At 54.8% G+C, this 23363-nt stretch carries 28 protein-coding genes; 15 read left to right on the top strand and 13 right to left on the bottom strand.

Annotation, left to right across the window (positions count from 1 at the left end):
• Positions 1 to 17: 17 nt before the first annotated feature.
• A complete protein-coding gene (locus NBZ79_RS15525; protein WP_420854618.1) occupies positions 18 to 1832 on the top strand; it encodes a methyl-accepting chemotaxis protein in 1815 nt (604 codons plus the stop codon).
• 103 nt (positions 1833 to 1935) lie between these two features.
• Here the strand turns inward: NBZ79_RS15525 and NBZ79_RS15520 are convergent, their stop codons facing one another.
• Entirely contained in the window at positions 1936 to 2322 is a 387-nt protein-coding gene (locus NBZ79_RS15520) for a TIGR03067 domain-containing protein (RefSeq protein ID WP_251933456.1), read from the bottom strand.
• Between the two features lie 194 nt (positions 2323 to 2516).
• Between NBZ79_RS15520 and NBZ79_RS15515 the strand changes: the two genes are divergently transcribed.
• Positions 2517 to 3266: an enoyl-CoA hydratase/isomerase family protein gene (locus NBZ79_RS15515; protein WP_251933455.1), complete on the top strand. Its 750-nt coding sequence runs from the start codon at positions 2517 to 2519 to the stop codon at positions 3264 to 3266.
• A 22-nt stretch (positions 3267 to 3288) separates the two neighbouring features.
• Here NBZ79_RS15515 and NBZ79_RS15510 read toward each other — a convergent pair whose 3' ends face one another.
• Both NBZ79_RS15510 and NBZ79_RS15505 read right to left on the bottom strand, forming a co-directional pair.
• Positions 3289 to 4533 (bottom strand): MFS transporter, encoded by a 1245-nt coding sequence (locus tag NBZ79_RS15510; protein WP_251933454.1) that lies wholly within the window; start codon positions 4531 to 4533, stop codon positions 3289 to 3291.
• A gap of 87 nt (positions 4534 to 4620) precedes the next feature.
• Positions 4621 to 5094 (bottom strand): GNAT family N-acetyltransferase, encoded by a 474-nt coding sequence (locus tag NBZ79_RS15505; protein ID WP_251933453.1) that lies wholly within the window; start codon positions 5092 to 5094, stop codon positions 4621 to 4623.
• A gap of 264 nt (positions 5095 to 5358) precedes the next feature.
• On the opposite strand from NBZ79_RS15505, the gene NBZ79_RS15500 reads away from it, so the two are divergent.
• Positions 5359 to 5643: a hypothetical protein gene (locus NBZ79_RS15500; protein WP_251933452.1), complete on the top strand. Its 285-nt coding sequence runs from the start codon at positions 5359 to 5361 to the stop codon at positions 5641 to 5643.
• 115 nt (positions 5644 to 5758) lie between these two features.
• Here the strand turns inward: NBZ79_RS15500 and NBZ79_RS15495 are convergent, their stop codons facing one another.
• From NBZ79_RS15495 to NBZ79_RS15485, 3 genes are all read right to left on the bottom strand, one after another.
• Positions 5759 to 6025: a hypothetical protein gene (locus NBZ79_RS15495; RefSeq protein ID WP_251933451.1), complete on the bottom strand. Its 267-nt coding sequence runs from the start codon at positions 6023 to 6025 to the stop codon at positions 5759 to 5761.
• 99 nt (positions 6026 to 6124) lie between these two features.
• A complete protein-coding gene (locus tag NBZ79_RS15490) occupies positions 6125 to 6988 on the bottom strand; it encodes a hypothetical protein (RefSeq protein ID WP_251933450.1) in 864 nt (287 codons plus the stop codon).
• Positions 6989 to 7269: 281 nt separating this feature from the next.
• Positions 7270 to 8124: a LysR substrate-binding domain-containing protein gene (locus NBZ79_RS15485; protein ID WP_251933449.1), complete on the bottom strand. Its 855-nt coding sequence runs from the start codon at positions 8122 to 8124 to the stop codon at positions 7270 to 7272.
• Between the two features lie 149 nt (positions 8125 to 8273).
• Between NBZ79_RS15485 and NBZ79_RS15480 the strand changes: the two genes are divergently transcribed.
• The gene (locus NBZ79_RS15480) at positions 8274 to 8693 is read left to right on the top strand and encodes a globin family protein (RefSeq protein WP_251933448.1); all 420 of its coding nucleotides are present in this window, start codon (positions 8274 to 8276) and stop codon (positions 8691 to 8693) included.
• A gap of 33 nt (positions 8694 to 8726) precedes the next feature.
• Positions 8727 to 9017 carry a DUF1330 domain-containing protein gene (locus NBZ79_RS15475; RefSeq protein ID WP_251933447.1) on the top strand — a complete coding sequence of 97 codons (291 nt, stop codon included), beginning with the start codon at positions 8727 to 8729 and terminating at the stop codon, positions 9015 to 9017.
• A gap of 263 nt (positions 9018 to 9280) precedes the next feature.
• Here the strand turns inward: NBZ79_RS15475 and ygfZ are convergent, their stop codons facing one another.
• Complete coding sequence (ygfZ, locus tag NBZ79_RS15470) at positions 9281 to 10159, bottom strand: CAF17-like 4Fe-4S cluster assembly/insertion protein YgfZ (RefSeq protein WP_251933446.1); 879 nt, start codon at positions 10157 to 10159, stop codon at positions 9281 to 9283.
• A 140-nt stretch (positions 10160 to 10299) separates the two neighbouring features.
• Here ygfZ and pyrC point away from each other — a divergent pair, with 140 nt between their 5' ends.
• From pyrC to NBZ79_RS15455, 3 genes are all read left to right on the top strand, one after another.
• Positions 10300 to 11370, top strand: coding sequence for a dihydroorotase (gene pyrC, locus NBZ79_RS15465; protein ID WP_251933445.1), 1071 nt, complete (start codon positions 10300 to 10302; stop codon positions 11368 to 11370).
• A gap of 143 nt (positions 11371 to 11513) precedes the next feature.
• Positions 11514 to 12350: a hypothetical protein gene (locus tag NBZ79_RS15460; protein WP_251933444.1), complete on the top strand. Its 837-nt coding sequence runs from the start codon at positions 11514 to 11516 to the stop codon at positions 12348 to 12350.
• Between the two features lie 55 nt (positions 12351 to 12405).
• Entirely contained in the window at positions 12406 to 12651 is a 246-nt protein-coding gene (locus tag NBZ79_RS15455) for a DUF6868 family protein (RefSeq protein WP_251933443.1), read from the top strand.
• Between the two features lie 6 nt (positions 12652 to 12657).
• Here the strand turns inward: NBZ79_RS15455 and NBZ79_RS15450 are convergent, their stop codons facing one another.
• Positions 12658 to 12975 carry a hypothetical protein gene (locus NBZ79_RS15450; RefSeq protein WP_251933442.1) on the bottom strand — a complete coding sequence of 106 codons (318 nt, stop codon included), beginning with the start codon at positions 12973 to 12975 and terminating at the stop codon, positions 12658 to 12660.
• 240 nt (positions 12976 to 13215) lie between these two features.
• Between NBZ79_RS15450 and NBZ79_RS15445 the strand changes: the two genes are divergently transcribed.
• Together NBZ79_RS15445 and NBZ79_RS15440 are read left to right on the top strand one after the other, a co-directional pair.
• On the top strand, positions 13216 to 13911 hold the full coding sequence (locus NBZ79_RS15445) for a hypothetical protein (protein WP_251933441.1): 696 nt from the start codon (positions 13216 to 13218) through the stop codon (positions 13909 to 13911).
• A 26-nt stretch (positions 13912 to 13937) separates the two neighbouring features.
• A complete protein-coding gene (locus tag NBZ79_RS15440; RefSeq protein ID WP_251933440.1) occupies positions 13938 to 14765 on the top strand; it encodes a tetratricopeptide repeat protein in 828 nt (275 codons plus the stop codon).
• A gap of 30 nt (positions 14766 to 14795) precedes the next feature.
• Here the strand turns inward: NBZ79_RS15440 and NBZ79_RS15435 are convergent, their stop codons facing one another.
• Positions 14796 to 15452: a glutathione S-transferase family protein gene (locus tag NBZ79_RS15435; protein ID WP_251933439.1), complete on the bottom strand. Its 657-nt coding sequence runs from the start codon at positions 15450 to 15452 to the stop codon at positions 14796 to 14798.
• 56 nt (positions 15453 to 15508) lie between these two features.
• On the opposite strand from NBZ79_RS15435, the gene NBZ79_RS15430 reads away from it, so the two are divergent.
• Positions 15509 to 15973: a MarR family winged helix-turn-helix transcriptional regulator gene (locus NBZ79_RS15430; RefSeq protein ID WP_251933438.1), complete on the top strand. Its 465-nt coding sequence runs from the start codon at positions 15509 to 15511 to the stop codon at positions 15971 to 15973.
• An 84-nt stretch (positions 15974 to 16057) separates the two neighbouring features.
• Here the strand turns inward: NBZ79_RS15430 and NBZ79_RS15425 are convergent, their stop codons facing one another.
• Entirely contained in the window at positions 16058 to 16417 is a 360-nt protein-coding gene (locus NBZ79_RS15425) for a nuclear transport factor 2 family protein (protein WP_251933437.1), read from the bottom strand.
• A gap of 203 nt (positions 16418 to 16620) precedes the next feature.
• On the opposite strand from NBZ79_RS15425, the gene NBZ79_RS15420 reads away from it, so the two are divergent.
• Entirely contained in the window at positions 16621 to 17925 is a 1305-nt protein-coding gene (locus NBZ79_RS15420; protein WP_251933436.1) for an adenylate/guanylate cyclase domain-containing protein, read from the top strand.
• Between the two features lie 160 nt (positions 17926 to 18085).
• Positions 18086 to 18598: a twin-arginine translocation signal domain-containing protein gene (locus NBZ79_RS15415; protein ID WP_251933435.1), complete on the top strand. Its 513-nt coding sequence runs from the start codon at positions 18086 to 18088 to the stop codon at positions 18596 to 18598.
• A 19-nt stretch (positions 18599 to 18617) separates the two neighbouring features.
• On the opposite strand, the gene NBZ79_RS15410 is transcribed toward NBZ79_RS15415, so the two are convergent.
• Positions 18618 to 19310, bottom strand: coding sequence for a dienelactone hydrolase family protein (locus NBZ79_RS15410; RefSeq protein ID WP_251933434.1), 693 nt, complete (start codon positions 19308 to 19310; stop codon positions 18618 to 18620).
• Between the two features lie 94 nt (positions 19311 to 19404).
• Between NBZ79_RS15410 and NBZ79_RS15405 the strand changes: the two genes are divergently transcribed.
• Positions 19405 to 20037 carry a TetR family transcriptional regulator C-terminal domain-containing protein gene (locus NBZ79_RS15405; RefSeq protein WP_251933433.1) on the top strand — a complete coding sequence of 211 codons (633 nt, stop codon included), beginning with the start codon at positions 19405 to 19407 and terminating at the stop codon, positions 20035 to 20037.
• Here the strand turns inward: NBZ79_RS15405 and NBZ79_RS15400 are convergent.
• Positions 20034 to 21164 carry an MBL fold metallo-hydrolase gene (locus tag NBZ79_RS15400; protein WP_251933432.1) on the bottom strand — a complete coding sequence of 377 codons (1131 nt, stop codon included), beginning with the start codon at positions 21162 to 21164 and terminating at the stop codon, positions 20034 to 20036. The two genes, NBZ79_RS15405 and NBZ79_RS15400, sit on opposite strands and share 4 nt — an antisense overlap.
• A 133-nt stretch (positions 21165 to 21297) precedes the next feature.
• Between NBZ79_RS15400 and NBZ79_RS15395 the strand changes: the two genes are divergently transcribed.
• Complete coding sequence (locus NBZ79_RS15395; RefSeq protein ID WP_420854544.1) at positions 21298 to 22497, top strand: multidrug effflux MFS transporter; 1200 nt, start codon at positions 21298 to 21300, stop codon at positions 22495 to 22497.
• 7 nt (positions 22498 to 22504) lie between these two features.
• Here the strand turns inward: NBZ79_RS15395 and NBZ79_RS15390 are convergent, their stop codons facing one another.
• The gene (locus NBZ79_RS15390; RefSeq protein WP_251933430.1) at positions 22505 to 23362 is read right to left on the bottom strand and encodes a TauD/TfdA dioxygenase family protein; all 858 of its coding nucleotides are present in this window, start codon (positions 23360 to 23362) and stop codon (positions 22505 to 22507) included.
• Position 23363: the final 1 nt, after the last annotated feature.

Genomic DNA, 23363 nt, shown 5'->3' with positions numbered 1-23363 from the left:
CGCGAGAGGTAGATGCCATGCTCGCGGCGCTCGACAAATCACAGGCCATCATTCATTTCTCAAATGAAGGCACGATCCTGGATGCCAATGAGAATTTCCTCAACGCTATGGGGTATAGCTTAGAGGAAATTGTCGGCAACAAGCACAGCATGTTCGTCGCGCCGGAAGAGGCGGATAGCGTCGACTATGCAAATTTCTGGGCAGCGCTTGGGCGGGGCGAATTTCAGGCTGCGGAATATAAACGCTTTGATAAAAGTGGGAATGAAATCTGGATTCAGGCTTCCTATAATCCGATACTTGATAAGTCCGGCACTGTTTCAAGAGTGGTTAAGTTTGCAACTGACATTACCGCGCAGAAAATACAGAACGCCGACTATGAAGGCCAGATTGATGCCGTGAACAAATCACAGGCGGTTATCTCTTTCAAGCTTGATGGCACGATCATCGATGCCAACGATAACTTCCTGGGCGCAGTGGGGTACAGTATCGATGAAATTCGCGGGGAGCATCATCGCAAGTTTGTCGAGCCTGCCTATGGTGAGAGCGCCGAATATGCGGAATTCTGGGCCTCTCTTGGTCGCGGTGAATTCCAGGCCGCGGAATATAAACGCATTGGTAAAGGGGGGAAGGAGATCTGGATCCAGGCGTCCTACAACCCCATCTTCGATCCCAGCGGCAAACCGGTCAAGGTTGTTAAATACGCGACGGACATTACCGCGCGCGTCTTGCAGAACGCCGATTTCCAGGGCCAGATTGATGCCGTGAACAAATCACAGGCGGTTATCTCTTTCAAGCTTGATGGCACGATCATCGATGCCAACGATAATTTTCTGGGCGCAGTAGGGTACAGCATTGATGAAATTCGCGGGGAGCATCATCGCAAGTTTGTCGAACCCACCTACGGTGAGAGCGCCGAATATGCGGAATTCTGGGCCTCTCTTGGTCGCGGTGAATTCCAGGCCGCCGAATATAAACGTATTGGTAAAGGGGGGAAGGAGATCTGGATTCAGGCGTCCTACAACCCCATCTTCGATCCCAGCGGGAAGCCGTTCAAGGTTGTCAAATACGCGACGGATGTGACGGCGCAGGTAATTGCGCGTCATGAAGGGGAGCGGGTCGGCAAGATTGTCGATGAAAATCTTGATAAAATCCTGTCTTCTGTTGGCGATGCCAACTTACAGACCAATTCCGCAGTGACGGCATCGGGAAATGCGTTGCAAACGGTGCAGTCTGTTGCCGCCGCCGCCGAGGAATTCCAGTCCTCTGCCCAGGAAATTTCCCGCAGCATGACGGCGTCAAAAACCGAGGTGAATAAAGCCAATCAGGAAGCTAGCAACGCGGACAACTCGACAAAAGAACTGGCGACAGCGGCCCAGGCCATGAGCAATATCATTGAAGTGATCCAGGGGATTGCCGCACAGATCAACCTGCTGGCCCTGAACGCAACGATCGAATCCGCCCGTGCAGGTGAAGCCGGTAAAGGCTTTGCCGTTGTGGCGACGGAGGTTAAATCACTGGCGTCACAGGTTGCCAATGCCACCGATCAGATTGCCACGGAAATCAGCGGCATGCAGTCAATCAGTGACAATGTGGTCGATAACCTGACAAGCATTCGAAACGCCATCGTCGCCGTGGAAAGCAGCGTGACATCAGTTGCCGGCGCGGTGGAAGAACAAACAGCCACCACCAAGGAAATCACTGTCAGCATGCAATCCGCGGCAACCGCGGTGAGCGAGATCAATGAAAGTCTCAGCTCAATCTCCGGTGCGGTGGAAGACGCCAATAAATATGCCGAAGAAGGGACGGATCTGTACCGCAGCATGAACGGCTAAATATCATCAGTCCCCCGGCTCGATATGTCGAGCTGCCGCCTGGCGGTCTTGTCCCTAACAAGACTGCCAGGCATTTTTTTTCGCTTGAGCTCTATCCGGTTGCCTAGTCTGCAACCCGCCGATACTGGATCAGGATACAATTTTCATTCTCGCCTTCCGAAAACCCGGTTGGGCGGGGCAGAGACGTATCCCGTGCATTGTCAGAGATGGTCAGCTTCTCGTCGCTGACTTTATAGATCCCGCGCCAGTGACCGGACATAAAATCGGATTCCGTTTGCTCGAAATCAATTTGCAGCGGATCGCTGCCGTTGGACAGGGAGTAGCGGCCGCCAAAAACCTGGGAGCCATCCTTGTCGATCCGGAAATGATCGCCGTTGAAGCTGAGATGCTGGCCGATCACGGGGGCGATTGTCTTGCCCTGGACGGTTGCTGTTTCGACGCGCCATGTGCCTTGAAGGCTTTGGGTATCCGGGGATGTCAGAACATTCATTTTATCCTCCTAACGCTGCTTTTTGTCGCAGTTCCATATCCTCTAGTTAGGTGCTGAAACCAGGCCTGCAAGGGGCCAATTGGGGCAATATCATGGCCTTTTCCGGGGCCGGTTTTGCCCCCTGTTTGCAGACGAGCCAAATTCCGTTACTCTGGGGGTCGCAGTTAAGAACCCCATAACAAGGAGGCATCAAGATGAGCGTATCAACGGCATCAACTGTTACTTATGAAAGCCGGGATGGTGTGGCCATTCTCACCCTGAGGGGCCCGAAGGACCTGAATATCCTCACCCATGACATGGTCGACGCATTGCGTGATTGCTGGCATCGGTTCAATGCCTCCGAGGACAAGGTGGCGATCCTGACCGGGGGCGGGGACAAGGCCTTTTCCGTGGGCGCCAATCTTGCCGATCCGCCGGATCTATGGAAATTCGTTCCCGGTATCGGCGTGGCGGTGGAGAAACCGGTCATTGCCGCGGTCAACGGGATTTGTGTCGGCGGGGCGGCGGTTCTGGTGCAGTTCTGTGATCTTTGCATCATGTCCGAAGAGGCGAAATTCACCTATCCGGAGGCCAAGGTCGGCTTGTCAGGTGGCCTGATTACCTCCCTGGCGGCGCGCATTCCCCATAAGGTGGCCATGGAATTTATCTTTGGCCTGGCCGATTTGGATGCGGCCCGTGCCTATGAGGTTGGCCTGGTCAACAAGGTGGTGCCGAAAGCCGAGGTTATGGACACGGCCATGGCCTATGCCCTTGCCTTGCGCGACAGCGCGCCGATGGTGCTGAGCATGGTCAAACGCTTTGTTGAGGAGGTGCTGGCCAAGGGACCGTCAGAGCGGGCGGGGATAAGCCTGAGCCAGACCCGTGCTGTTCTGGAAAGCGAGGATTTCGCGGAAGGGGCCGCGGCTTTCGCGGAAAAGCGCGATCCGAAATTTACCGGAAACTGAGACCCTGAGGCCCTGAGGCCGGTTACTCCCGTTCAAGCAGCTTCTTCATTTCCGGCCCCCGCCAGAGAAGGGCGATCAGGCCCATGGCGATCAGCGCACTGATGACCGAGATGATGAACGGCAGGTGAATGTCAATGGACATTAGCCAGCCGCCGATCAGCGAGATAATCCCCGCCCCCAGGGTAAACAGCGCCACACCCACGCCCATGACCCAGCCTTGTTCCGTTTCGTCCACGGCTTTCGAGAACAGGGTCAGAAGGGTCGGGTAATATAGCGCGAAGGGAACGAAGAAGGTGGCGATAAGGACATAGGCGAGCGCCGGGGAGGGATTGAGGATCGACAATCCGGTACTCAGCGTCATCAGGCCAAGACTGGTATAGAGGATGGGAAGCCGATTAAACCGGGCACTGATCGGCCCGACCAGAAACGCACTGACCGTCCCCATGGAAAGACCCAGAACCACCATGGTAAAGGCGTTCTGCAGGGTATCAAACTGAAACCGGCTGAAGAAATAGGTATCCATGAACACGTAAAAGCCGGACAGGGTCAGCTGCGCAAAAAAGAACACCGGCGCCAGCCTGAGCACAAGCGGCCGGTCGACCATATGCCACATGGTGACAAAAATCTCGAGCGGCTTGAAAGTGAAGGGCGGCCGCTCAACCGGGGGGTCGCGATAATAGAATATGATCAGAAGGGTACCGGCCACAACCATGCCCGCGACCAGGTAGAAGGGGAGGGCGGCCGAGGCAAATTTTCCAAACACTGCCGGGTCGGACATCAGGCCACTGATCAGCGGACCGGCAACCATGCCGATACTGACGGCCAGCAGGACCAGCCCCATAAAGCGGATTTTCTGGTCCTCATTCTCACTCAAATCGACCAGGGCTGCTTGCGCAATCGGCTGGTTGCCAGCGGTAAAACCGGACAGGATCCGGGCGATAATCAGCAGGGTCAGGCTGTTTGTATCCAAGGCAATAATCGTCAGGATATAGGCGAGCAACGCCCCGACAAGGCAGATCAGCATCGCCGCTTTACGCCCGATATAGTCGGAGATTTTCGAGATATAGGCGGCGCCGAAAAACCAGGCAATAAAGAACACCGCCATGGTCAGGCCAAAATCAAACTGCCGGACAGCCGTGCTGGTGCCCTTGGGCAGGAAATCCTGCGCCGGCGACATGATGATGGTATTGAGGATCGGGATAACGAGGCCCTGGCTCATAATATCCAGAAACACGACGGACAGCAGCGCGAATTTCGTCAGTTTCATATGATATTCCCCGATTTGTATAAGCCCCGCGTCCCTTGTTATAGCGAAGGCGGGGAAAAGGGCAAGGAGGGGAGACGAGTTACGCTTTCATTCAGTCTCTAGCCGGTATTTGAGAAACAACTCCCCGTCATATAGTATTTCGCCGATATATTTGGCGCCGAGCCTGTCAAGCGCCCGTCGGTTTTTACGAGAGGGCGGCAGCAAAAAAGTAACAAAGGGAATGCGTATATCCGCAATCGCGAAATCAATTGCTTTTCTTGTTATGCGGGGGCCGAGGCCGAAAAAGCCCGGTTGCAGAACCAATCCCAAGTCCCATTCCTCGCCTTCCTTTTGAAGACCACCCCATCCAATATAGTCTCCGTTCGCCAGTATCGCCCAGTGCCCTAGCCCGTCCCGGCGCCAGCATTCTTCCTTTTTGTCGATAAATTCGGCCACCGTTGCTTCGCTCCAGTCACCTGTCAGAAGAGGCATATGTTTTGCGACCCGTGGATCTGACATATGGGCAATAATCAGACCCGGATCAATTGTCGGCAGTCTTGTAAACGTAATTTCCTGGGTCATTTGGATCTCGGCTTCTGGTTGGCGAACATTCCTAAAATTGATTAAGAATATATTTAATTCAATATATGATGGTATTTTTAAATAAAATCTGTACCTTGAAATAAGAAAAGCCTGCTTTTACAAGCAGGCTTTTCTAAAATATCTATTGGCGGAAAGGGGGGGCGTTGCCCTCAAAATCTCTCTCGTCATGCTAGAAATGTATGTGTTGGTGCTGCAAATGTCAAGGGAGTACAGGATCAATCAGTCGGACAGGGAGGCTGATAATTGGTATTTTCTAAAGAGGAAATAGCGCATTTACCATTGGTAATATCCAACCCGAGGTTTAAAACCTATTTGGGGGCAATGGATAACAATCCTGAAGCAGCGCTACAATTATACCAATGGAATGTGCAAGTTTCTGCAGAATTTATTTTCCCTTTGCATGTTTGTGAGGTTGCTGTTCGGAATGCGGTATCCAGTATCCAGTATCTTAGTAAAAGTACATGGAGATCGGTGGCCTTGGGCTACTGGATTCATTCAATCGTTGCAAAACAACAAGATCCATTATAGCCCACAACAAAACCTTAGAAATGTCGCCCGTAAGCAGTCTACAACGGGGAAGGTCATTGCGGAATTGAACTTCGCTTTTTGGGAATGTTTACTGACGAAACGGCAGGATGAAAAATTATGGAAACCGCATTTTTACACGGCTTTTCCAAATATCGAAAAGAATATGTCCTTTAGAGATGATCGTCGGAATTTGAATTTTCAGCTCAATGAGATACGCAAATTCAGAAATCGTATCGCGCATCACGAACCAATCTTTCAACGTGATATCGTAAGCGAATATTCGAAGATATTGGATACTATCCGAAAATGCAGCAAAGATGCGGCAGGTTGGGTGGAACGGGAGCAAAGACATTCGGAAATTATCGGCAAGGATCCACGTCACACCTAACTTCCTTCCCTTTGAAAAGCGTGACGTGGGTGGACCCGCCTCTTTGGCCAAACAGCCGGGAATTTAAAATATTCTTGCCCCCGGAAAAGATGGTTATCCCGGCGGATTAATCCTGATTTTGTCCCGTGCCCGCCAGTTGCCGTCAAGATCAGGCTTCGTGCGGCTTTTCAGATTGCCCAGGGATTTAAGGACCTTACCCATATTATATAGCGGCTTGTTTCCGCGATCACTAAATTCCTTAACGCCTATTCCGGAGAAGCAGACCCAGTCATTTTGAAAGGACTTGGGGTCTCTAAGCCGGAACCCCGGAAAAACCTCGCTGCCGCAAAGTGCTGGTTCGACGATTGCCGTCAGGACCGGCGGCTCATACTGGTGAGCATATAGGGGGCGCCAGATCGGATGTATGGTATCGATAAGGAAGGTTGTCCAGACTTTGGCCGCCAGAATACGCGCAATTATATAGCAGCAGGCGGTCTCATTGACGCCTGCCATCTCGATAAAACTGCATTTATTTTCGTTTATAAAGGTGAGCGTTTGTAGTTGAAACTTGGAATCCAGAGGACCGGGCTTTAATTTTTTTATCAGGTCATTTTTATTGGCTTCCAGAAGGGTGATAATTTTACCCCAGATATGCCAGTCTTTATCGCTGGCCTTAAAGGATTTGTTAGGGGTCTTGATCAAGGGGCCATCAAAAATTACGGGCCATTTTTGCCGCTCATATTTCCGCAGCGCCCCCAGAATATTGCTGAGCAATCGTGTCCGTGTATCGCCCCAGAGATCGCGCATGATGTCGCCCGGGCTTTCAAGAAACAAGACGCCTTTCGCCGGATAGCCATATAGGGTTTCGTCTATTTTAAGATCCGTGTTGCCGATTTTTACCCGCGGGCTGATTTGGGTATCGCTCTGCATGATATCGTCAAGGGGATGCCTGGATTGCATCGTTACGTCTGTCCACATCGGATTGTCCTTTTCAGTGTCAGTGTCGTTTTTTGAAAGGCCAAAAGCCTTCAGCAATCTCAGGACGTGTCCTGGCGTCGGCTGTGAAGCACAACAGGAGCGGAGGGGTTTTTAGCTACCAGACAGATTTTCAGGCATCATACGGGGCCAGGCTGCCGTCACCCCTGCTGGAAACAGCTTCCTGTTAGCGTCTGACGATTTGGATATATATTTTTTAACCGATAGATCGATCAAACGGCTGGATCAAGACTGTACAGTCACAAATTATCCAGCGACGATCTTCAATTTTCCTGCAAAATCTCGCCAAGGGCGGTGACGTTGGGGGCGGGGGATTCTTTGCGCCAGATATAATAGGTTCTCAGAACATTCTTGCCCTTGGGCAGGGGGTGGCTGATCAGGCGCGCGGCTTCGGGAAAGGTGCTGAGAATTGATTTTGGCATCAAGGCGGCGCCCATGCCGGCCAGGGCACAGCCCAGCATGGCATGATAGGATCCCATTTCGATGACCCGCTCGGGCAGTTCGCCCCGTGCCGCGTACCAGCCTTCCAGCAGCCGCCGGTGCGGGCATCCCTGTTCAAAGACCAGCATGCATTTGGGGGCGGCGCCGGGGGCGGAAATATCCGGCTGGTTGATGGCCGTGACGATCACCGTTTCTTCCTCAAAGGCCAGCAGCCGGTCGAATTTTTCCAGGGCCACCGGTTCGGCGACCAGCGCCGCATCGATATCCCCGGCCGATAACAGGGCGGCCATTTCCGTCGGGTTGCCCGTGCGCAGCTCCAGTTTCACCTCGGGGTATCTGGCGCTATAGTCAGCCAGCGGTCCCGGCAGCCGTACCGCCGCCGTACTTTCCATGGAGCCCAGCCGGAACAGGCCGCGGGGTTGGCGATCCTTGAGGGCGATTTCCGCCTCATCGGCCAGCGACAGGAGTTGGTCGGCATAAGTGAGCAGGGTGCGGCCCGCCGCGGTCAGCTTTAGCCGCTTGCCCTCGCGACTGAACAGCTCAACCCCCAGCTTGTCTTCCAGCTGGCGCAGCCGTGTGGTGACATTGGACTGCACCCGGTGCAACCGTTCGGCGGCGCGGGTGACACTGCCTTCGCGCACGACGGCGCAGAAAATGCGAAGTTCGGCTAAATCCATTATCTCAAAACCTGATGATATCTATCTTTATAATTCATTTTTATTAATTTTAGTCAAGGCTTATATATCACTCGGCGCGCTAGGAGCTGGCGATTTTACCCTGGTGGTTCCTGCCGGATAATGAAACGAATTTAAAGGAGAGAAAGACCATGACACCCCATCAACAACAGCTTGTTCACGAGAGCTGGCAACAAGTCGTGCCCATCGCGGATACCGCATCGGAGCTGTTTTACAATCGGCTTTTCGAGTTGGAGCCGGGCCTGAAGCCCCTGTTCTGTGGCACCGATATGACCGGGCAGAGACATAAACTGATCGCGGCCCTGACGGCGGTTGTCGATAACCTCGATCAGGTGGCGGAACTGGCCCCGATCATCGCCGCATTGGGGCGCCGCCATAGGGGATATGGTGTTGAGGCGCAGCATTATGACGTTGTCGGCCAGGCACTGCTGGACACGCTCAAGACGGGCCTCGGCGAAAGCTGGTCGGTTGAACTGGCGGAGGCCTGGACGACACTATATGGTACGGTTGCCGCCCTAATGCAGGATGGCGCCAACGATCCGGTCAATTGACCTTGAATATATCTAGGAGCACAGGAGAGAGACATGACAAAAGCATATTGGATCGTCCGGGTGAGTGTCACCAACGAGGCGAACTATCCGGAATATGTGGCCGCGGCAAAACCGGCCTTTGAAAAATATAAGGCGAAATTCCTTGTGCGCGGCGGTAAATATGAGGTCCGCGAAGGGGCCCATCGGGCGCGCAATGTGGTCGTCGAATTTGCCGATATTGAGACGGCGCGCGCCTGCTATGACAGCCCTGAATATCAACGGGCCAAGGTCATTCGCAACGCCAATGCCGACGCTGATTTTATCATCATCGAAGGCGTCGGGTAAGCGGGCTGGATCGTATATTCCGGGGTGCGGCCTTCTCAAGGCCACACCCCATAAGCAAGATTATGCTTGACTTTTATATCTTGTTATGCTAGTGTTCTTGACAAGATGAAGGAGCCTTCGGTGACAGCTACGGACTGCCGGGCGTGACTTCGAATTCTGAACCTACCCGTATATTTGAGTTTTTTTCCAGGATGTTTTGCGCACGGATTTCGGTCACCTGCGAGAGGGCAGGGCATTTCTGTGGCGGATAGGGTCAGAGAGCGTCAAAGAGCATCGAGATAGGCGGGCTTTGTAAAGACAATTCCGGCTGGTTCCGTATTTTCCGGGGAGCCGTCTTGTAACGGGTCAATCCGGGTGAGGGCAAGGCCATGGCCGTTCTGGATGGACCGGACCTCGGCGATTTCCTTGCCGCCCAGGGTAATGCGTTGCCCGGGGGTCAAATCGCCGGTGAAGCTGATCTGGAACAGGCGTTTCTTGATTTTCGCCCGGTGTTTGGTGCGGGCGGTCAGTTCCTGTCCCACATAACAGCCCTTGCTGAAACTGACGCCGTTCAGTTCCTCGAAATTGGCTTCCAGCAGGAAGTTTTTTTCCGGAATGATATCCGCCCCTCCTTCGGGGATTCCGAGGGCGAGACGATGGGCGTCATAGGTGGCATAGGCGGCAAGGGGACCTTCTGTCGCGGCGGGAGGGGTGCGCGTGTCGCTGCCCGGTTTTTTGCCCCGCGGCGTCAGGATGCGTGTGCCCATGGCGGCAAGACGCGGATCGATATAGTGCAGGCTGTCCCCGGTTTCCGTGACGGTGCCGGCGGCGGCATTGGGGCTGTCCCCAAACTGCGCGTAAATGTCATAGGCGCCATCGCCAATGGTCACATCGGCGCGCAGTTTATACATGCTCAGGCGGCGCAGAAGATCATCTTTGCGATCCCTCGCCACATCGAGGAGAATATATTTGCCCCATTTGAGGACAAAAAAATCATGGAGGAATTTCCCCTGTGCCGTCAGCAAGGCCGCATAAATGGCCTGGCTGTCCGTAACCTCGGCCATGTCATTGGTGATCAGGTTTTGCAGAAAATCGACCACATCCGCGCCCGTTAATGTCAGGATCGCCCGGTTGTCGAGTAATGTCATAGCTTGCGAAGTCATCTGTAGAACCACCTGTTGCCACGCCCCGGCACCTATTGATTATTAACAGGTAAGCGAGGATCACCCCCTTGGCAAGAGGGAAGCGGCGGTTTATGAACTATCCCTGTATATTTCGCGGCCCAGCAACAAGAGTAAATTGAATGAACGCTTCCACAACTGAAGATGAGACCCGGCTGGTTTTACGGCGCCCCGATGACTGGCATGTGCATTTGCGTGATGGCGCCCTGCTGGAAAAGGTCGCGGCTTACACGGCGGCGCAGTTCGCCCGGGCCATCATCATGCCCAATCTGGCGCCGCCCGTCACCACGGTGGCGGCGGCGAAAAGCTATCGGGACCGGATTTTGGCGGCGCTGCCGGCGGGACATGATTTTACCCCGCTGATGACCTGTTACCTGACCGACGGCCTTGAGGTTGCGGAAATTGAGCGGGGGCATGGTGAGGGCGTGTTCACGGCGGCCAAACTGTACCCGGCCAATGCCACGACAAATTCGGCCCAGGGGGTCACCGATATCAGGAAAATCTATCCGCTGCTGGAGACACTGCAACGCATCGGCATGCCGTTGCTGGTGCATGGCGAGGTCACCGACAAGCATATTGATATCTTCGATCGCGAAGCGGTCTTTATCGACACGGTCATGACACCGCTGCTGGCCCATATGCCGGACTTGAAAGTGGTCTTCGAGCATATCACCACGTCGGAGGCGGCGGATTTTGTCGCCGCCGGCGGACCCAATCTGGCGGCGACCATCACCCCGCATCATCTGGCCTTTAACCGCAATGCGATTTTTGACGGCGGCATCCGCCCGCATTTCTATTGCCTGCCCATCGCCAAGCGCGACTCCCATCGACTGAGCTTACGCAAAGCCGCCACGTCGGGCTCGCCAAAATTTTTCCTCGGCACCGACAGCGCCCCCCATAGGGCCGCTGACAAGGAAACGGCTTGCGGCTGTGCCGGTTTGTTCAACGCGCCTTACGCGCTGGAAAGCTATGCGGCCATCTTTGAAGAGGAGAATGCCCTGGACAAGCTGGAGGCCTTCGCGTCGGAAAATGGCCCGCGCTTTTATGGCCTGCCGCTGAACGAGGAATATGTCGCCCTGACCCGGCAGCCCCAGATAACACCGGCAACCATCGACGGCCCGGACGGTCCGCTGGTGCCGTATCTCGGCGGCGAAAAACTGGCCTGGACCTTTGCCGGACCGGCCCGTTCCTGACGCCGGAAAATGCGGTCGGGCCCGGCGGGCCCAGCGGGCCCCTTGTCACGACCGCCATATTGATTAGCCCCGGCGTTGGCGTTACATTGTAATTGCAGAAGACCGGGATATTTTCCGTAGCCGGTCAGGGGAAGGGGTATCGAATGAAGATGGCGTCATGGTCGTTTCTCATTGCTGTAATCCTGGGTCCGGCGGCGTCCGGGACCGTAAAGGCCGCGGATGCGGAGACCTCTGACCAGGGGCTGGCCACGGAACTTGCCAATCCCATCGCCTCACTTATCAGCGTGCCCATACAGGTCAATTACACAAGAGGCATCGGCACCGCCAACGGCGATCAATGGACGACGAATATCCAGCCGGTTATTCCCTTTGACCTGAACGATGACTGGAGCCTGGTGACGCGGACAATTCTGCCGGTAATTTCGCAAAGTGACGTTGCGGGATTGTCCGGGGATCAGATCGGTCTTGGCGATACCCTGCAAAGCTTTTTCTTTGTGCCAACGCCAGCGGCGACTGATTTGGGGACCGTAACATGGGGAGCCGGTCCGGCTGTAACCTGGCCGACAAGTACGGATAAACTGCTCGGTGCCGGCACCTGGGGGCTGGGACCGACCGCGGTAGCGCTGGTCCAGAAAAAAATCGGGACAGGGAATTTGACCTGGGGTGGGCTGGCCAACCACCAATGGGGTCTCAAGAAAACAAGATCCGCCGCCGCCGACCTGAATTACACCTTCGTGCAACCCTTTGTTTCCTATACCACAGCCGACGCCTGGACCTATTCGCTCAATTCGGAAAGTCTCTATAACTGGACATCGGACGACTGGACGGTCCCGATAAATGTGACCGTTGCAAAATTCGTGCATTTCGGCGAGCTGCCGGTTCAGCTCACCGGCGGTGTCGGATATTTCGCGACGAGCCCTGACAGCGGGCCGGAGGGCTGGAAAGGCCGGTTTGTAATAACCTTCCTGCTGCCGAAATAGTAACCGGTATGAAAGAAAAAGACTATAACATACTAATAAACAAGAGGTTTCAGTAATGATGGATTTAACCGGTTTAACAAGTTTTTTCGGATGGATGACGGCTGTCAATATTCTGGTGCTGATCATTGTCGGGATCGCTGTAATGGCATTGCGCGGCGTCATGGTCAGCCTGCATTCGAAATTGCTGGGGGTGCCCGAAGCGGATTTGCCGGGCCTGTATTTTCGCTATATCGCCAATTACAAAGTTGCCGTTTTCGTCTTTAATCTGGTGCCCTATATGGCCCTCAAGCTGATGGCCTAGATCCAGTTACCCGAACGGCGGGACGGCCTGTTTCAAATCCGGATCGCCATGAATAAAGGTGATCGAAAGACTGCCGCGGCAGTCCCCTGTCTCCCCGGCGGGCAGCGCCGCGTCGGTTTTGGCGGTAAACCCGGCCTCATTCAGCGCAGCCATAAAGCCCGGCAGGGCCGCCAGCGGCATCTCCACATTCAAGGTGGCGGCCCTATTGGAAAACAGGCTGTGATCCGTAATCCACCCGCCCTGCGCCGAGACACAGTCGCGGATTTGCGACAGTGCCATATTCCGCTCAACCTTCGTGACAATGCTTAACCGAAAAAATGGCATCCGGGCCTCCGATGGAAAATTCTGTTTACTTGCGTCAAAGATTGCATCTGGAACTGGTCCATGAGAAGGCAATTCCGATCTCCGTCGGGATCACTGTTCAGGAAGCTTACGTGAGGGCCCGTCTATAATGCCCGGGTTTCGCTAAACTTTCTTTGGATTGCCTTTACTACTACTATTAAGTGTTCTAAAATTGCCTGATTAGTGGATTTTTTTGTGGTGATGAGGAATATGTGGGCTTTTTTGAGTAAAGTAATCTGTATGTTTTTGATGGTTGTCCTTATGGGCTGCGCTTTCAACGTTCCGGAAAAAAACCCGGTCACCCAGAACAATCTGCAGGAATTCAACAAATCAAGAGCCCTTGCGAGTGCCTATTACTATCCTGAGTTCCCGAACCCGGTAACAGCCGATCACCCCTTATACCGGTCTGTTGGATTGGGACTGATTTCCGGCGTGCCTGACGTTATTCGCAACATAAATATTGCCGTGGCGTCTGATGCCCAATTTGAAGAAGGCCTGAGAGAAACACTCCGTCAATCAAACCTGCTCAGTAAAGACGAGAAGAGCGCCGCCTATATATTGGATGTCCACTATATTGACCCGGACAGCTTGACATTAAAAACGGATATTCATTACAAGCTTCGGAAGAAAGATGTGGCTGGTCCCATACTGGACCGGGAAATTTCGAATACGGTTGTTGTGAAAAACTCTTGGGGCGGAATGATGTGGCAACATGCCCGAAAAGCAAAGCAATTCTCATTTATGATCAGCTTTTCTTCCATCACCTGGTGCCTGGAACATTATAATGGCACCTCCTTTCCAGATAACTGTACGCTTGTCTTTGTGTCGCAAAAGCAGTTGGAGCTGTTACGGAAAAACCCCGTCTCGCCCGAGGAATTCAACGAAATAAGAACGCGCAACGGGACATTTCCACTATGATGAAAGAATAAATCTGGAGTGTTACTGTGAGATTTCTTTTCCTTCCCGTAATATTATTTCTGGTCGCCTGCAATACGACGACGGCACCCCCGTCAGACCTCACCCTTTCGGAAACCCAGAATCCTTATTTTATTGGATGGTACACAAATTATAGCGAACTTTGCGCCCGCTTTGATGGTGGTGGCGGCGCGGAGAGACATAAAACCGAGGCCTTGAAGGATTGGTACGGAAATGATCCCTTTTTCAAGAAGGGATATGCCAAAAATGCAGAGTTACTTGACCGAAACAGAATGACGGGCCTCACCAGATGTGAAAGAGCCATTGCCATCGTCGACGTTGCTTTTGCAGGACAGGGGGTCCTTCAATCTGACGAAACCGCAATTGAGAAAATTGAAATGGCCGCAAATGAGGGGGATGTTGTTGCCCAGAACAACTTGGGCAGAATTTATTCTCGGGGACAGACCGTGCCCCTGGATTATCAGCTGGCGCGCAAATGGTTCACCATGGCGGCGACTGAGGGGTTTGCACCGGCGCAGAATAATCTGGGCGATATGTATGCGAACACCCGTGTTCTGGCAAAAAATTATGAAGAGGGGCTGAAATGGTATCGGCGGGCGGCCGATCAGGGACATAGGGCGGCCCAGTTCAATCTCGGCCGGATGTATTATTACGGGCAGGCGGTGGAGCTGGATTACGGGCAATCCCTTATGTGGTATAGCCTTGCCGCCCGGCAAGGGCATGCAGAAGCGATCGTCAATAAACGCCGGCTTGAAAGGAAAATGACGGGTGAGGCTATTAAAAAGGCGCAAGTTCTCGTTGATGCCTGCCTCAAGAAAGGCTTCGCAGGCTGCTGAGGAGCAGAATTATCCATTTCATCCCAAACCCTACCCCATAAGACCGCTCAGGTAGGAATTCCGGTTTTTCAGGAAGGTCTTCAGTCTGGCCGGGTATCCGTCCGGGACGGCCGTGACGATTGAGGGGCGGGTGGAGAGAAGGCTGCGCCAGGCGGTTGTTTTTTTCAAGTCTTGCAGAAAGCCGAAATCGGCGATGTCGTCGAAGCTATCGAGATATCGGAAAAGGGGTCCCCAGACGCCGTCGATCAGGTGAAAGCGGTTGCCGTCGAAGAAGGGCCCGGTGATTTCCGGCTCGATCCGTGCAAATTTTTCACGCAGGGCCTGTCGTTTTTTGTCGAACGCGGCGGCGTCTTTTGCGGTGTAGAAACCGGCGATGGCGCCGAGGGTTTCCGAGCCGAACTCGATCCAGGAACGATGCCGGGCTTTTTGTAACGGATCCTCCGGATGCAGGGAGAGGGGGGTGATCTCGTCGAGATATTCGGCAATTACCTGGCTTTCGAACAGCACGGTCCCGGCGGTTTTCAGGATCGGCACCCGGCCCAGCGGGGAGATCGGGGCGAACCAGTCGGGCTTGTCGGCCAGATCGATATAGGTGCGCTGGTGATCCATATTCTTCTCCGTCAGGACGATGACGGCCCGTTGAACATAGGGGCATAAAGGGTGGCTGATTAACTGCAAGTCGGACATATGAGCTTTCCTATTTAGATGCAAATGCTTCTAGTTATGTAAGGCTATTTTCTTGAATGTCAATGCAAATGCATGTAAATAAAGATATGAAGAAACGGAACGACACGACGGTCAAGGCCTGGGTGGCCCTGGTAAAAGCCCATTCAAGGGCTCTTGCGACAATTGAAAACTCTCTCAAGGCGGCGGGGATGCCGACGCTGGAATGGTATGACGCGCTGCTGGAATTGGAGCGGGCGGGGAATCAGGGGATCCGCCCCGTATCCTTGCGGGCCGAATTGCTTCTGCCGCAATATGGCATGTCGCGCCTGGTCGACCGGCTGGAAAAAGCCGGGTACCTGAAGCGCACCGCCGATCAGAAGGATGGCCGTGGGCAACGATTATTTATCACAGGCCGGGGTAAAAAAACCCGAGAGAAGATGTGGACCGTCTACGCCCCCGCCATGGAAGAGGCGGTTGGCGGCACCCTCTCTCAACCGGAGCTCAGGCAGCTCACCGGGCTGCTGTGTAAACTGGAGGGCTAACAGCGCCGCAGTCGGTCCGGAGCTTTTCCAGCCAGAGGTTTTCCGGCCAGTGCTTTTCAGGCCAGTGCTTTTCAGGGAACCCCTTCAGCCTTGCTCAAGCTGATAACAGGCAAAAGCCCGTTGAATTTTTCCATCACCGTCAAATTCCAGTGTTTCCGCAACTATTTGCTGTTTGTGATTGCGATACAAAATTGTCAGGCATTCATGGCCCCGCAAAACGTGCAGCAGCTCAAATTTCAAATCAGTCTGAGACGCAAGGCCCGCAGTCCAATAGCGGCGTAACCTGTCGAGGCCAGCAACCTTCCCATTTCCCATGAGTTTCTCGGCAATTGGCGACAGGAAAACAATATCAGATCCATAATGCGCAATGATCCGGTTTAAATCATGGCTATTCCATGCCGCGATCCAGTCCGCAGCAAATGCATCCATATCGATACTGGCCATAAACAATCCTCCCTGAAAAATAAAATTATGACAGCATGGTTGACCTAAATAGTCAAGGGCGGCATTTTTCGAAACATTTCGCCCGGAGCATACCGTTGTTCCGCCCTCTGAATGTTAAGGGCTGCTGCGGGGAGGCGCCGCCAGCCCGGCTATCACATCAAACTTTTTTGGATTTCCGAATAAATAGTCGTTAAGCTCGATCCATGTCGGACCAGACGCCTGCAGAACAATCAAAAGACCCGTTTTACCTCGCCGAGCAGGCGGGGTTGAAGCTGGCTATCAAGGGCCGCCTTGTCACGGTGGTGATCCTGATGGCGCTGATGGCCCTGACGCGCGGGCCGGACCGGGCGGTTGACTATATTCTGGCCGGGATCCTGTTTTCCCTGCTCGGCGTCGCCCATTACCTGCTTATCGGGTCGCGCTTCGATCGCAGCTGGATCAAATATGTGTTTATCAGCATTGATATCGCGCTGTTATCCGTCGCCGTTGCGGTGCTGCCGGCGGCCCCGGAAACCGAGATCCCGCAAATCATGATCTTCCGGTTCAGTGTCTTTCCCTTTTACTTTATCCTGCTGGGCGTCGCCGCCTTCAGTTTTTCACCGGGGCTTTTGCTGTGGACCGGCATGGCCGGGGTTGCGGGGTGGATGAGCGCTTTTGCCTGGGTCCGGGCCGGCATGGACCGCGCCTATGAATGGACGGAGATGCCGGTCGATCCGACGCCGACGCAATTTCTGGAGCTGTTCCTGAACCCGGGATTTGCCGGAACTGGCAGCCGCCTGCAAGAGGCGGCGGTGTTTCTGGTGGTGGCCATCCTGCTGGCCATTGTCATGCGCCGGGCCCGCCAGACGGTGCGGCGCCAGCTGGCGGCGGAACGGCAAACCTCGCTGGTTTCCGGGTTGTTCGGCCGGTTTGTGCCCGCCGAAGTGGCCAGTTCCATGATCGAGGATGACGGCGTGCTGGACCCGGTGGAGCGGGAGGCGACGGTTTTATTCACCGATGTCGCCGGATTTACCAGCCTGACCGAAACCAAGGGACCGCGGGCCATTGTCGATACCTTCAACGCCTTTTTCGATGCCGCCTCCGAAGTGATTGGCCAGCATAACGGGGTGGTCACGCAGTTTCTGGGAGATGCCATTCTTGCCACCTTCAATGTCCCGGTCGCGGATGACCGACATGCGGAGCGGGCGCTGGCGGCGGCCAGGGATCTGATGGCGCTGGTGGAAAACCAGACCTTTGCCGGAGAGAAGCTGGATATCCGGATCGGGCTCAGTTCCGGCCCGGTAATCGCCGGAAATGTCGGCGGCGGCGGCCGGCAGAGCTATACGGTCTATGGCGATCCGGTCAATCTGGCGGCGCGGCTTGAAAGCCTGAACAAGGAATATGGAACCTCCTTGCTGATGTCCCAGTCGACGGCCGATCAGGTCGGGCAGGAGGCCGTGCAGCGGATCGGTGAGATCGACGTTCGCGGCTTAAGCGAGCCCGTCGGCGTCTATACAGGGGCGCCGTGAGCGGACACCGGGTATCTGTCGCGGCAGGGGACAAAAATATTTCAATCACTTCAATGTGAGAAGTTGTGAGGGGACAGGTAAATTTCCCCTATTTTAAGGTGAGTGCCGGCGGGGAGAACAGTCACCGCTGATCCATCTGTCTTTTGGGGATTTTGGAATAATGAAACGGCAAACGCGACAAAAAAGGCGCAGTAAAAATACAAATGCCGGCTCTTCTGCGCAGACCACCGCCCCCAAAAAGAAACTCACACGGCGGGATTTTCTGGGAAAAATTGGATATGGCACTTTGGGCGTGGCCGTTGCTGGCGGTGGCAGCTGGTTTTTCGTTGAGGAGGTCAGAGCCACAATGCGCGAAAGTGACCTGTCGCAAATCGGCAACGGGATTCCGACGGTTGTCCAAATCCATGATCCCCAATGTTCCCAATGTGTCGCCTTGCAACGGGAATCAAGAGAGGCGCTCTGTGAGATCAATGGGGATCAGCTGCAATTCCTGGTTGCCGATATCCGAACATCCAAAGGCAGGCGCTTCGCGGCAACCCACAATGTCAGCCATGTCACCTTGTTGTTGTTTGACGCTGATGGCCAGAGACGCAATGTGTTGGTCGGCCCGAACAAAAGCGAACATCTGTCCGGGATATTCCAGCGCCATCTTGCCAGATATGCCAAAAGCTGAAGCGCCGGCCTGACCCTGCCTATCCCAGATTGGCCCGGAACAAGGCCGCCGTGCGCTCATTGGCGAGGCGGGCGGCGTCGGCGTCAAAATGGGTGCCGCCATGCCGGGCGAAGGCGTGATCCATGCCGGGATAACTGTGGATGATCACCTGGGCGTTGCCGGCCAGTCCCTCCTTGATCAGGGCTTGCGTTGGCGGGGGCACGAATTTGTCTTCCTCGGCAATATGCAACAGGGTCGGGCTGGTTATCTGGTCCTGTTCATTTAAGCGCGTGTCGATGCCGACACCGTAATATCCGGCATTGCAATCCGTATCGCTTCGGGTTGCCATCAGATAGGTGAGATAGCCGCCGAGACAAAATCCCATGGCGCCGACTTTCCCCGTACATCCCTCCAGATTGCGGAGATAGCCAAGGCTGGTTTTCAAATCCTCCACGGCTTTGGCGTAATCCAGTGCCTGATAAAGCGCCACGGCCTGCGCCCATTCCTCTTCGCTTTGGTCGGTCAGCTGGATACCGGGTTTTTGCCGCCAGAACAAATCAGGGCACAGGGCAATATATCCCTCGGCGGCGCGGGCATCACAATGATCGCGCATGTCCTGATTGACCCCGAAGATTTCCTGGATCATCAGCACGCCGGCACCGGAGCCGCTTTGGGGGACGGCCAGATAGGCAGAAAACGTCCCGTCGGGTCCTGTAATGGAGATATCAGGCATCTTTTTTCCTTTTTTCTTGAATAAATACGAACGATCGTACATATTTATTATCGTAAGCTCCCGAAAGATGCAAGCCATAAAGAAACGGAACAGAATGACACCCCGCACCGCAACCTCAGATCCAACCGACGGACGCCTTCTTCGAGGGCTCCGCAGTCGCGAAATGGTCCTTGAAAAAGCTTTGCAGCTGGCCTCTGTCGACGGGCTTGAAGGCCTCTCCATCAATCGCCTTGCTGGGGCGTTGGGGACGGCGAAAAGCAGTGTCCATGGCTTGTTCGGCTCGAAGCAGGGCCTGCAGCTGGCCGTGATCGAGGCAACCCGGAAAATATTGATAGACCTGGTGATGCGGCCCTCACGCACCGCCGCCGCCGGGTTGCCGCGGCTCGAAGCGTTGGGGGAGGCATGGATGGCCTATCTTGACGCGGACACGTTCACCGGTGGCTGCCTGTTATCGTCCGCGTCGCTGGAAATGGATGGCCGGCCGGGACCGGTGCGCGACGCGGTTGCCCAGGCCTTGCAGGAATGGCTGGCCGTGCTCGCGCATAATGTGAGCGCGGCGGTAGGGGACGGCGATCTGGCCTCTGATACCGATCCTGAACAGCTGGCGTTCGAACTGAACGCCATCGGAATGTCCGCCAATTGGCATTACCAGCTTTATGGAAACCGGAAAGCATTCGAAAGAGGCCGGGCGGGCTGGCGGCATCTGCTTATAGGATACCAGCCTTAAGGCGTGCTCTTTGCCGGCCCGACGCTTTCCCACCACGGACTATTTGTATAAGGCCGGTTGATGTCCACCTCTTCCCCCAGTTTTGGGGTGAGCATTTCCACCTGCTTTTCCAGGGCGGCGGCGGTGGCCCGGCGGATAGGTTCATCCCAGGCATGAATGCCCAGATTAAAGGTGCCCCAATGAATGGGCAGCATGCGCTGGCCCTGCAAATCCCGATGGGTGAGGAGGGCATCTTCGGCGCTCATATGGATGTCGATCCAGGATTGCCCGGGCCCATAGGAGCCGATCTTGATCAGGGTCAAATCGAACGGGCCGACGCCAGACCCAATATCGCGGAACAGGCTGCCATACCCGGAATCACCGCTGAAAAATACCCTGTGCCGCGGTCCGATCAGTGCCCAGGAGGCCCATAAAGTCCCTTTATAGTCGGCCAATCCGCGGCCGGAATAATGCCGGCTGGGGGTTGCCACCAAACTGAGATCGCCCCGGGTTTCCTCATCCCACCAGTCCAGTTCGAAAATTTGTTCGGCCGGGACTTCCCATTTGAGCAAATGCGATCCGACACCGAGCGGTACGTAAAAATCTGTGCCTTGCGGCGCCAAATGGCGGATGGTTGCCTCATCCAGATGATCATAATGATCATGTGAAATCACGACCGCATCAATCCCGTGCAGATCCTTTAAGGCGATGGGAGAGGGGTGGAACCGTTCGGGGCCAATAAACTGAAAGGGGGAGGCCCGCTCCGACAGCATGGGGTCGGTCAGGATACGCTGGCCATCCAGCTCCAGCAAAACAGTCGCATGGCCAAGCCAAGTCGCCCGCAGGCCCGGTTCCGGCGGTGCGCTCAATTTCTCGGGATCCAGCGGGACGACGGGCAGATCGCCATTTGGCACCCGTTCCTGCTTACCAAAGAACTGTTCCTGCAGGTAGTTCCAGCTGAATTCATAGGGGGCCTGACGCTCGTGATTGAAGAAAGCGCCATCTTTATATTGCTTGGACATTGCCAGCTGTTGCCTGTGCTCATCGGAAATATCGGCGCTAAGCTCGACACCCAGCCAATAAATAAGCCCGCCCAGCAGCAACAGCAGAATAACAACGGATAAGGTGATTTTTGCCCAAAGCTTCATAATGTCTCCTTTCGCGAACCCTATCCTGCTGTCCTTGATGTGGCAAGCAGTTGCCTCAGATCATCAAGAATTGTAGGACGCAGGAAGGTTTTGTGCTTTACTGGCGGAAAAGCAAAAACCCCGCCTGAAAGGTATGCGTCCCGTGCTCGCCGCCACCACTCCTCCCAGAATGATAACCCTGGTGATATTGACCGGGTTGTCCGTGCTGTCCTTGAATATGTTCCTGCCCTCCCTGTCCAATATGGCCGTGGAATTTGAGACGGAATATAGCGTCATGACACTGGCTATTGCCGGATATCTGGCGATCACGGCGGTGTTGATGATGATCATGGGACCCTTGTCCGATCGCTATGGGCGGCGTCCGGTACTGCTTTTGGCGGTCAGTATTTTTACCGTCTCCTCGCTGGTTTGTGCCCTATCGACCCATATCTGGCTGTTCCTGTTTTTCCGGGTCTGCCAGGGGGCGGTGATTGCCGGCTGGGCCGTGTCTCTGGCGGTGATCCGGGATACCACGGCTCCGCAAGAGGCCGCCAGCAAGATCGGATATGTAACCATGGCCATGGCGGTGGCGCCCATGCTCGGCCCGATGTTTGGGGGTGTCCTTGATGAATTATTCAACTGGCGCGCCAGCTTTTTCGCCTATACGGGATTTGGCCTGCTGGCTTTCACCTTGTGCTGGTTTGATCTGGGAGAGACCAATAAAACACGTTCTGCAACCTTCGCGCAGCAATTTCGCTCCTATCCCGAACTTTTTGGCTCGCGCCGATATTGGGGCTATGCCATTTGCCAGGCTTTCTCCACGGGGGCATTTTATGTGTTTATCGCCGGCGCACCGCTGATCGCGGTGACCTTGCTGGGCTTGACACCGGCCGTGCTCGGTTTTTACATGGGTACCATCACGGCAGGCTTTGCCTTCGGCAGCTTTATTTCAGGGCGCTATGCTCGGCGATTTCCGCTGACAACCATGATGATTACCGGGCGGATTGTCGGTAATTTCGGAGTGATCGCAGCGCTGATACTGGTCGCTTCCGGGCATTTGAACGTGGGAACCCTATTCGGTGCGCTGGTCTTTGTCGGGATTGGCAACGGACTGACCATGCCCAGTTGCAATGCGGGTATCCTATCCCTGCGACCGGCTTTGGCAGGCAGCGCCGCCGGCCTCGCGGGGGCATTGACCATTGGCGGTGGTGCGCTGCTGACCACCTTGACCGGCGCCGTTGTCATTGGAGAAAAGGGGGCCTATGGCCTGCTGTTCGTCTTGCTGCTTTGTACCCTGATGTCGTTGATGGGCGCCGTTACGGTTTGGCTGCTGGACCGGCGCCATACAGCCTAGCGGCTGGTTACGCCGGGGCGGCAAATTCTGCGACGGGGTCACCGGCGATGCGGGAATGCAACATGACCCGCCGTTCGCGCATATCCCAGGGGCAGCCCTGATGCATAAGGCGGCGGTTATCCCACAGGACAATATCCCCCACCGTCCAGCTATGCTGATAGACGCGCGGCGCCTGACAGGTGAAATCCACCAGGTCCGACAGCAGTTTTTCAGACTCGTCCTCCTCCAGACCCGGGATCCCGTATGCGTGACGGCCAATGGTCAGGACTTTACGGCCGGTTTCAGCATGGGTTTTGACCAGAGGACGCAAGGGTGGTTTCTGCCTGCCCAGGCCGTAGCCGGAATATTCACTGTCTTTTTTGGCCTTGTGGGTGAAGCCGGCTTTCTGCTGGCTATGATGTAAAGAATGATAGGCGGACAATCCATCGATGCGTTTTTTTAATTCGTCATCGAGGGCATCATAAGCCGCGGCGGTATCCGACCAGGCGGTTTCGCCGCCTTCAGTCGGGACCACATGGGCGCTAAACGCGGCGCCTTTCGCTTGTACAGATAGATAGGTGCTGTCCTGATGCCACCCCATATTGCCTTTGAGGATCTTGACCATATCATCGTCTTTGCCGTTACGCAGACTACCATCTTCCTTGACATTGCTTAGCTCCACCATTTTGACTTCCAGCTTGCCGAAGTGGCGGGCAAATGTGATTTGTTCGCGCCGGGTAAGATTTTGGCCAGGAAACACCAGCAAACCATATTCCAGCCACAACTCATATAACGCCGATACCTGTTTGGCTTTTAGGCCGGACAGGGAAATATTCTCTATCCGGGCGCCGAAGGAAGCGTCCAACGGGGTGATTTCCAAGGTCATT

Origin of the sequence: Sneathiella marina, assembly GCF_023746535.1 — a bacterium.
Taxonomy (GTDB): domain Bacteria; phylum Pseudomonadota; class Alphaproteobacteria; order Sneathiellales; family Sneathiellaceae; genus Sneathiella; species Sneathiella marina.
This window is presented reverse-complemented; position numbering and strand designations above follow the sequence as displayed.

Excerpts from the sequence above, each read along its gene's own strand:
- NBZ79_RS15525 (WP_420854618.1), top strand. The coding sequence starts at position 18 with ATGCTCGCGGCGCTCGACAAATCACAGGCCATCATTCATTTCTCAAAT.
- NBZ79_RS15520 (WP_251933456.1), bottom strand. The coding sequence starts at position 2,322 with ATGAATGTTCTGACATCCCCGGATACCCAAAGCCTTCAAGGCACATGG.
- NBZ79_RS15515 (WP_251933455.1), top strand. The coding sequence starts at position 2,517 with ATGAGCGTATCAACGGCATCAACTGTTACTTATGAAAGCCGGGATGGT.
- NBZ79_RS15510 (WP_251933454.1), bottom strand. The coding sequence starts at position 4,533 with ATGAAACTGACGAAATTCGCGCTGCTGTCCGTCGTGTTTCTGGATATT.
- NBZ79_RS15505 (WP_251933453.1), bottom strand. The coding sequence starts at position 5,094 with ATGACCCAGGAAATTACGTTTACAAGACTGCCGACAATTGATCCGGGT.
- NBZ79_RS15490 (WP_251933450.1), bottom strand. The coding sequence starts at position 6,988 with ATGTGGACAGACGTAACGATGCAATCCAGGCATCCCCTTGACGATATC.
- NBZ79_RS15485 (WP_251933449.1), bottom strand. The coding sequence starts at position 8,124 with ATGGATTTAGCCGAACTTCGCATTTTCTGCGCCGTCGTGCGCGAAGGC.
- NBZ79_RS15480 (WP_251933448.1), top strand. The coding sequence starts at position 8,274 with ATGACACCCCATCAACAACAGCTTGTTCACGAGAGCTGGCAACAAGTC.
- NBZ79_RS15475 (WP_251933447.1), top strand. The coding sequence starts at position 8,727 with ATGACAAAAGCATATTGGATCGTCCGGGTGAGTGTCACCAACGAGGCG.
- ygfZ (WP_251933446.1), bottom strand. The coding sequence starts at position 10,159 with ATGACTTCGCAAGCTATGACATTACTCGACAACCGGGCGATCCTGACA.
- pyrC (WP_251933445.1), top strand. The coding sequence starts at position 10,300 with ATGAACGCTTCCACAACTGAAGATGAGACCCGGCTGGTTTTACGGCGC.
- NBZ79_RS15460 (WP_251933444.1), top strand. The coding sequence starts at position 11,514 with ATGAAGATGGCGTCATGGTCGTTTCTCATTGCTGTAATCCTGGGTCCG.
- NBZ79_RS15455 (WP_251933443.1), top strand. The coding sequence starts at position 12,406 with ATGATGGATTTAACCGGTTTAACAAGTTTTTTCGGATGGATGACGGCT.
- NBZ79_RS15450 (WP_251933442.1), bottom strand. The coding sequence starts at position 12,975 with ATGCCATTTTTTCGGTTAAGCATTGTCACGAAGGTTGAGCGGAATATG.
- NBZ79_RS15435 (WP_251933439.1), bottom strand. The coding sequence starts at position 15,452 with ATGTCCGACTTGCAGTTAATCAGCCACCCTTTATGCCCCTATGTTCAA.
- NBZ79_RS15430 (WP_251933438.1), top strand. The coding sequence starts at position 15,509 with ATGTCAATGCAAATGCATGTAAATAAAGATATGAAGAAACGGAACGAC.
- NBZ79_RS15425 (WP_251933437.1), bottom strand. The coding sequence starts at position 16,417 with ATGGCCAGTATCGATATGGATGCATTTGCTGCGGACTGGATCGCGGCA.
- NBZ79_RS15420 (WP_251933436.1), top strand. The coding sequence starts at position 16,621 with ATGTCGGACCAGACGCCTGCAGAACAATCAAAAGACCCGTTTTACCTC.
- NBZ79_RS15415 (WP_251933435.1), top strand. The coding sequence starts at position 18,086 with ATGAAACGGCAAACGCGACAAAAAAGGCGCAGTAAAAATACAAATGCC.
- NBZ79_RS15410 (WP_251933434.1), bottom strand. The coding sequence starts at position 19,310 with ATGCCTGATATCTCCATTACAGGACCCGACGGGACGTTTTCTGCCTAT.
- NBZ79_RS15405 (WP_251933433.1), top strand. The coding sequence starts at position 19,405 with ATGACACCCCGCACCGCAACCTCAGATCCAACCGACGGACGCCTTCTT.
- NBZ79_RS15400 (WP_251933432.1), bottom strand. The coding sequence starts at position 21,164 with ATGAAGCTTTGGGCAAAAATCACCTTATCCGTTGTTATTCTGCTGTTG.
- NBZ79_RS15395 (WP_420854544.1), top strand. The coding sequence starts at position 21,298 with ATGCGTCCCGTGCTCGCCGCCACCACTCCTCCCAGAATGATAACCCTG.
- NBZ79_RS15390 (WP_251933430.1), bottom strand. The coding sequence starts at position 23,362 with ATGACCTTGGAAATCACCCCGTTGGACGCTTCCTTCGGCGCCCGGATA.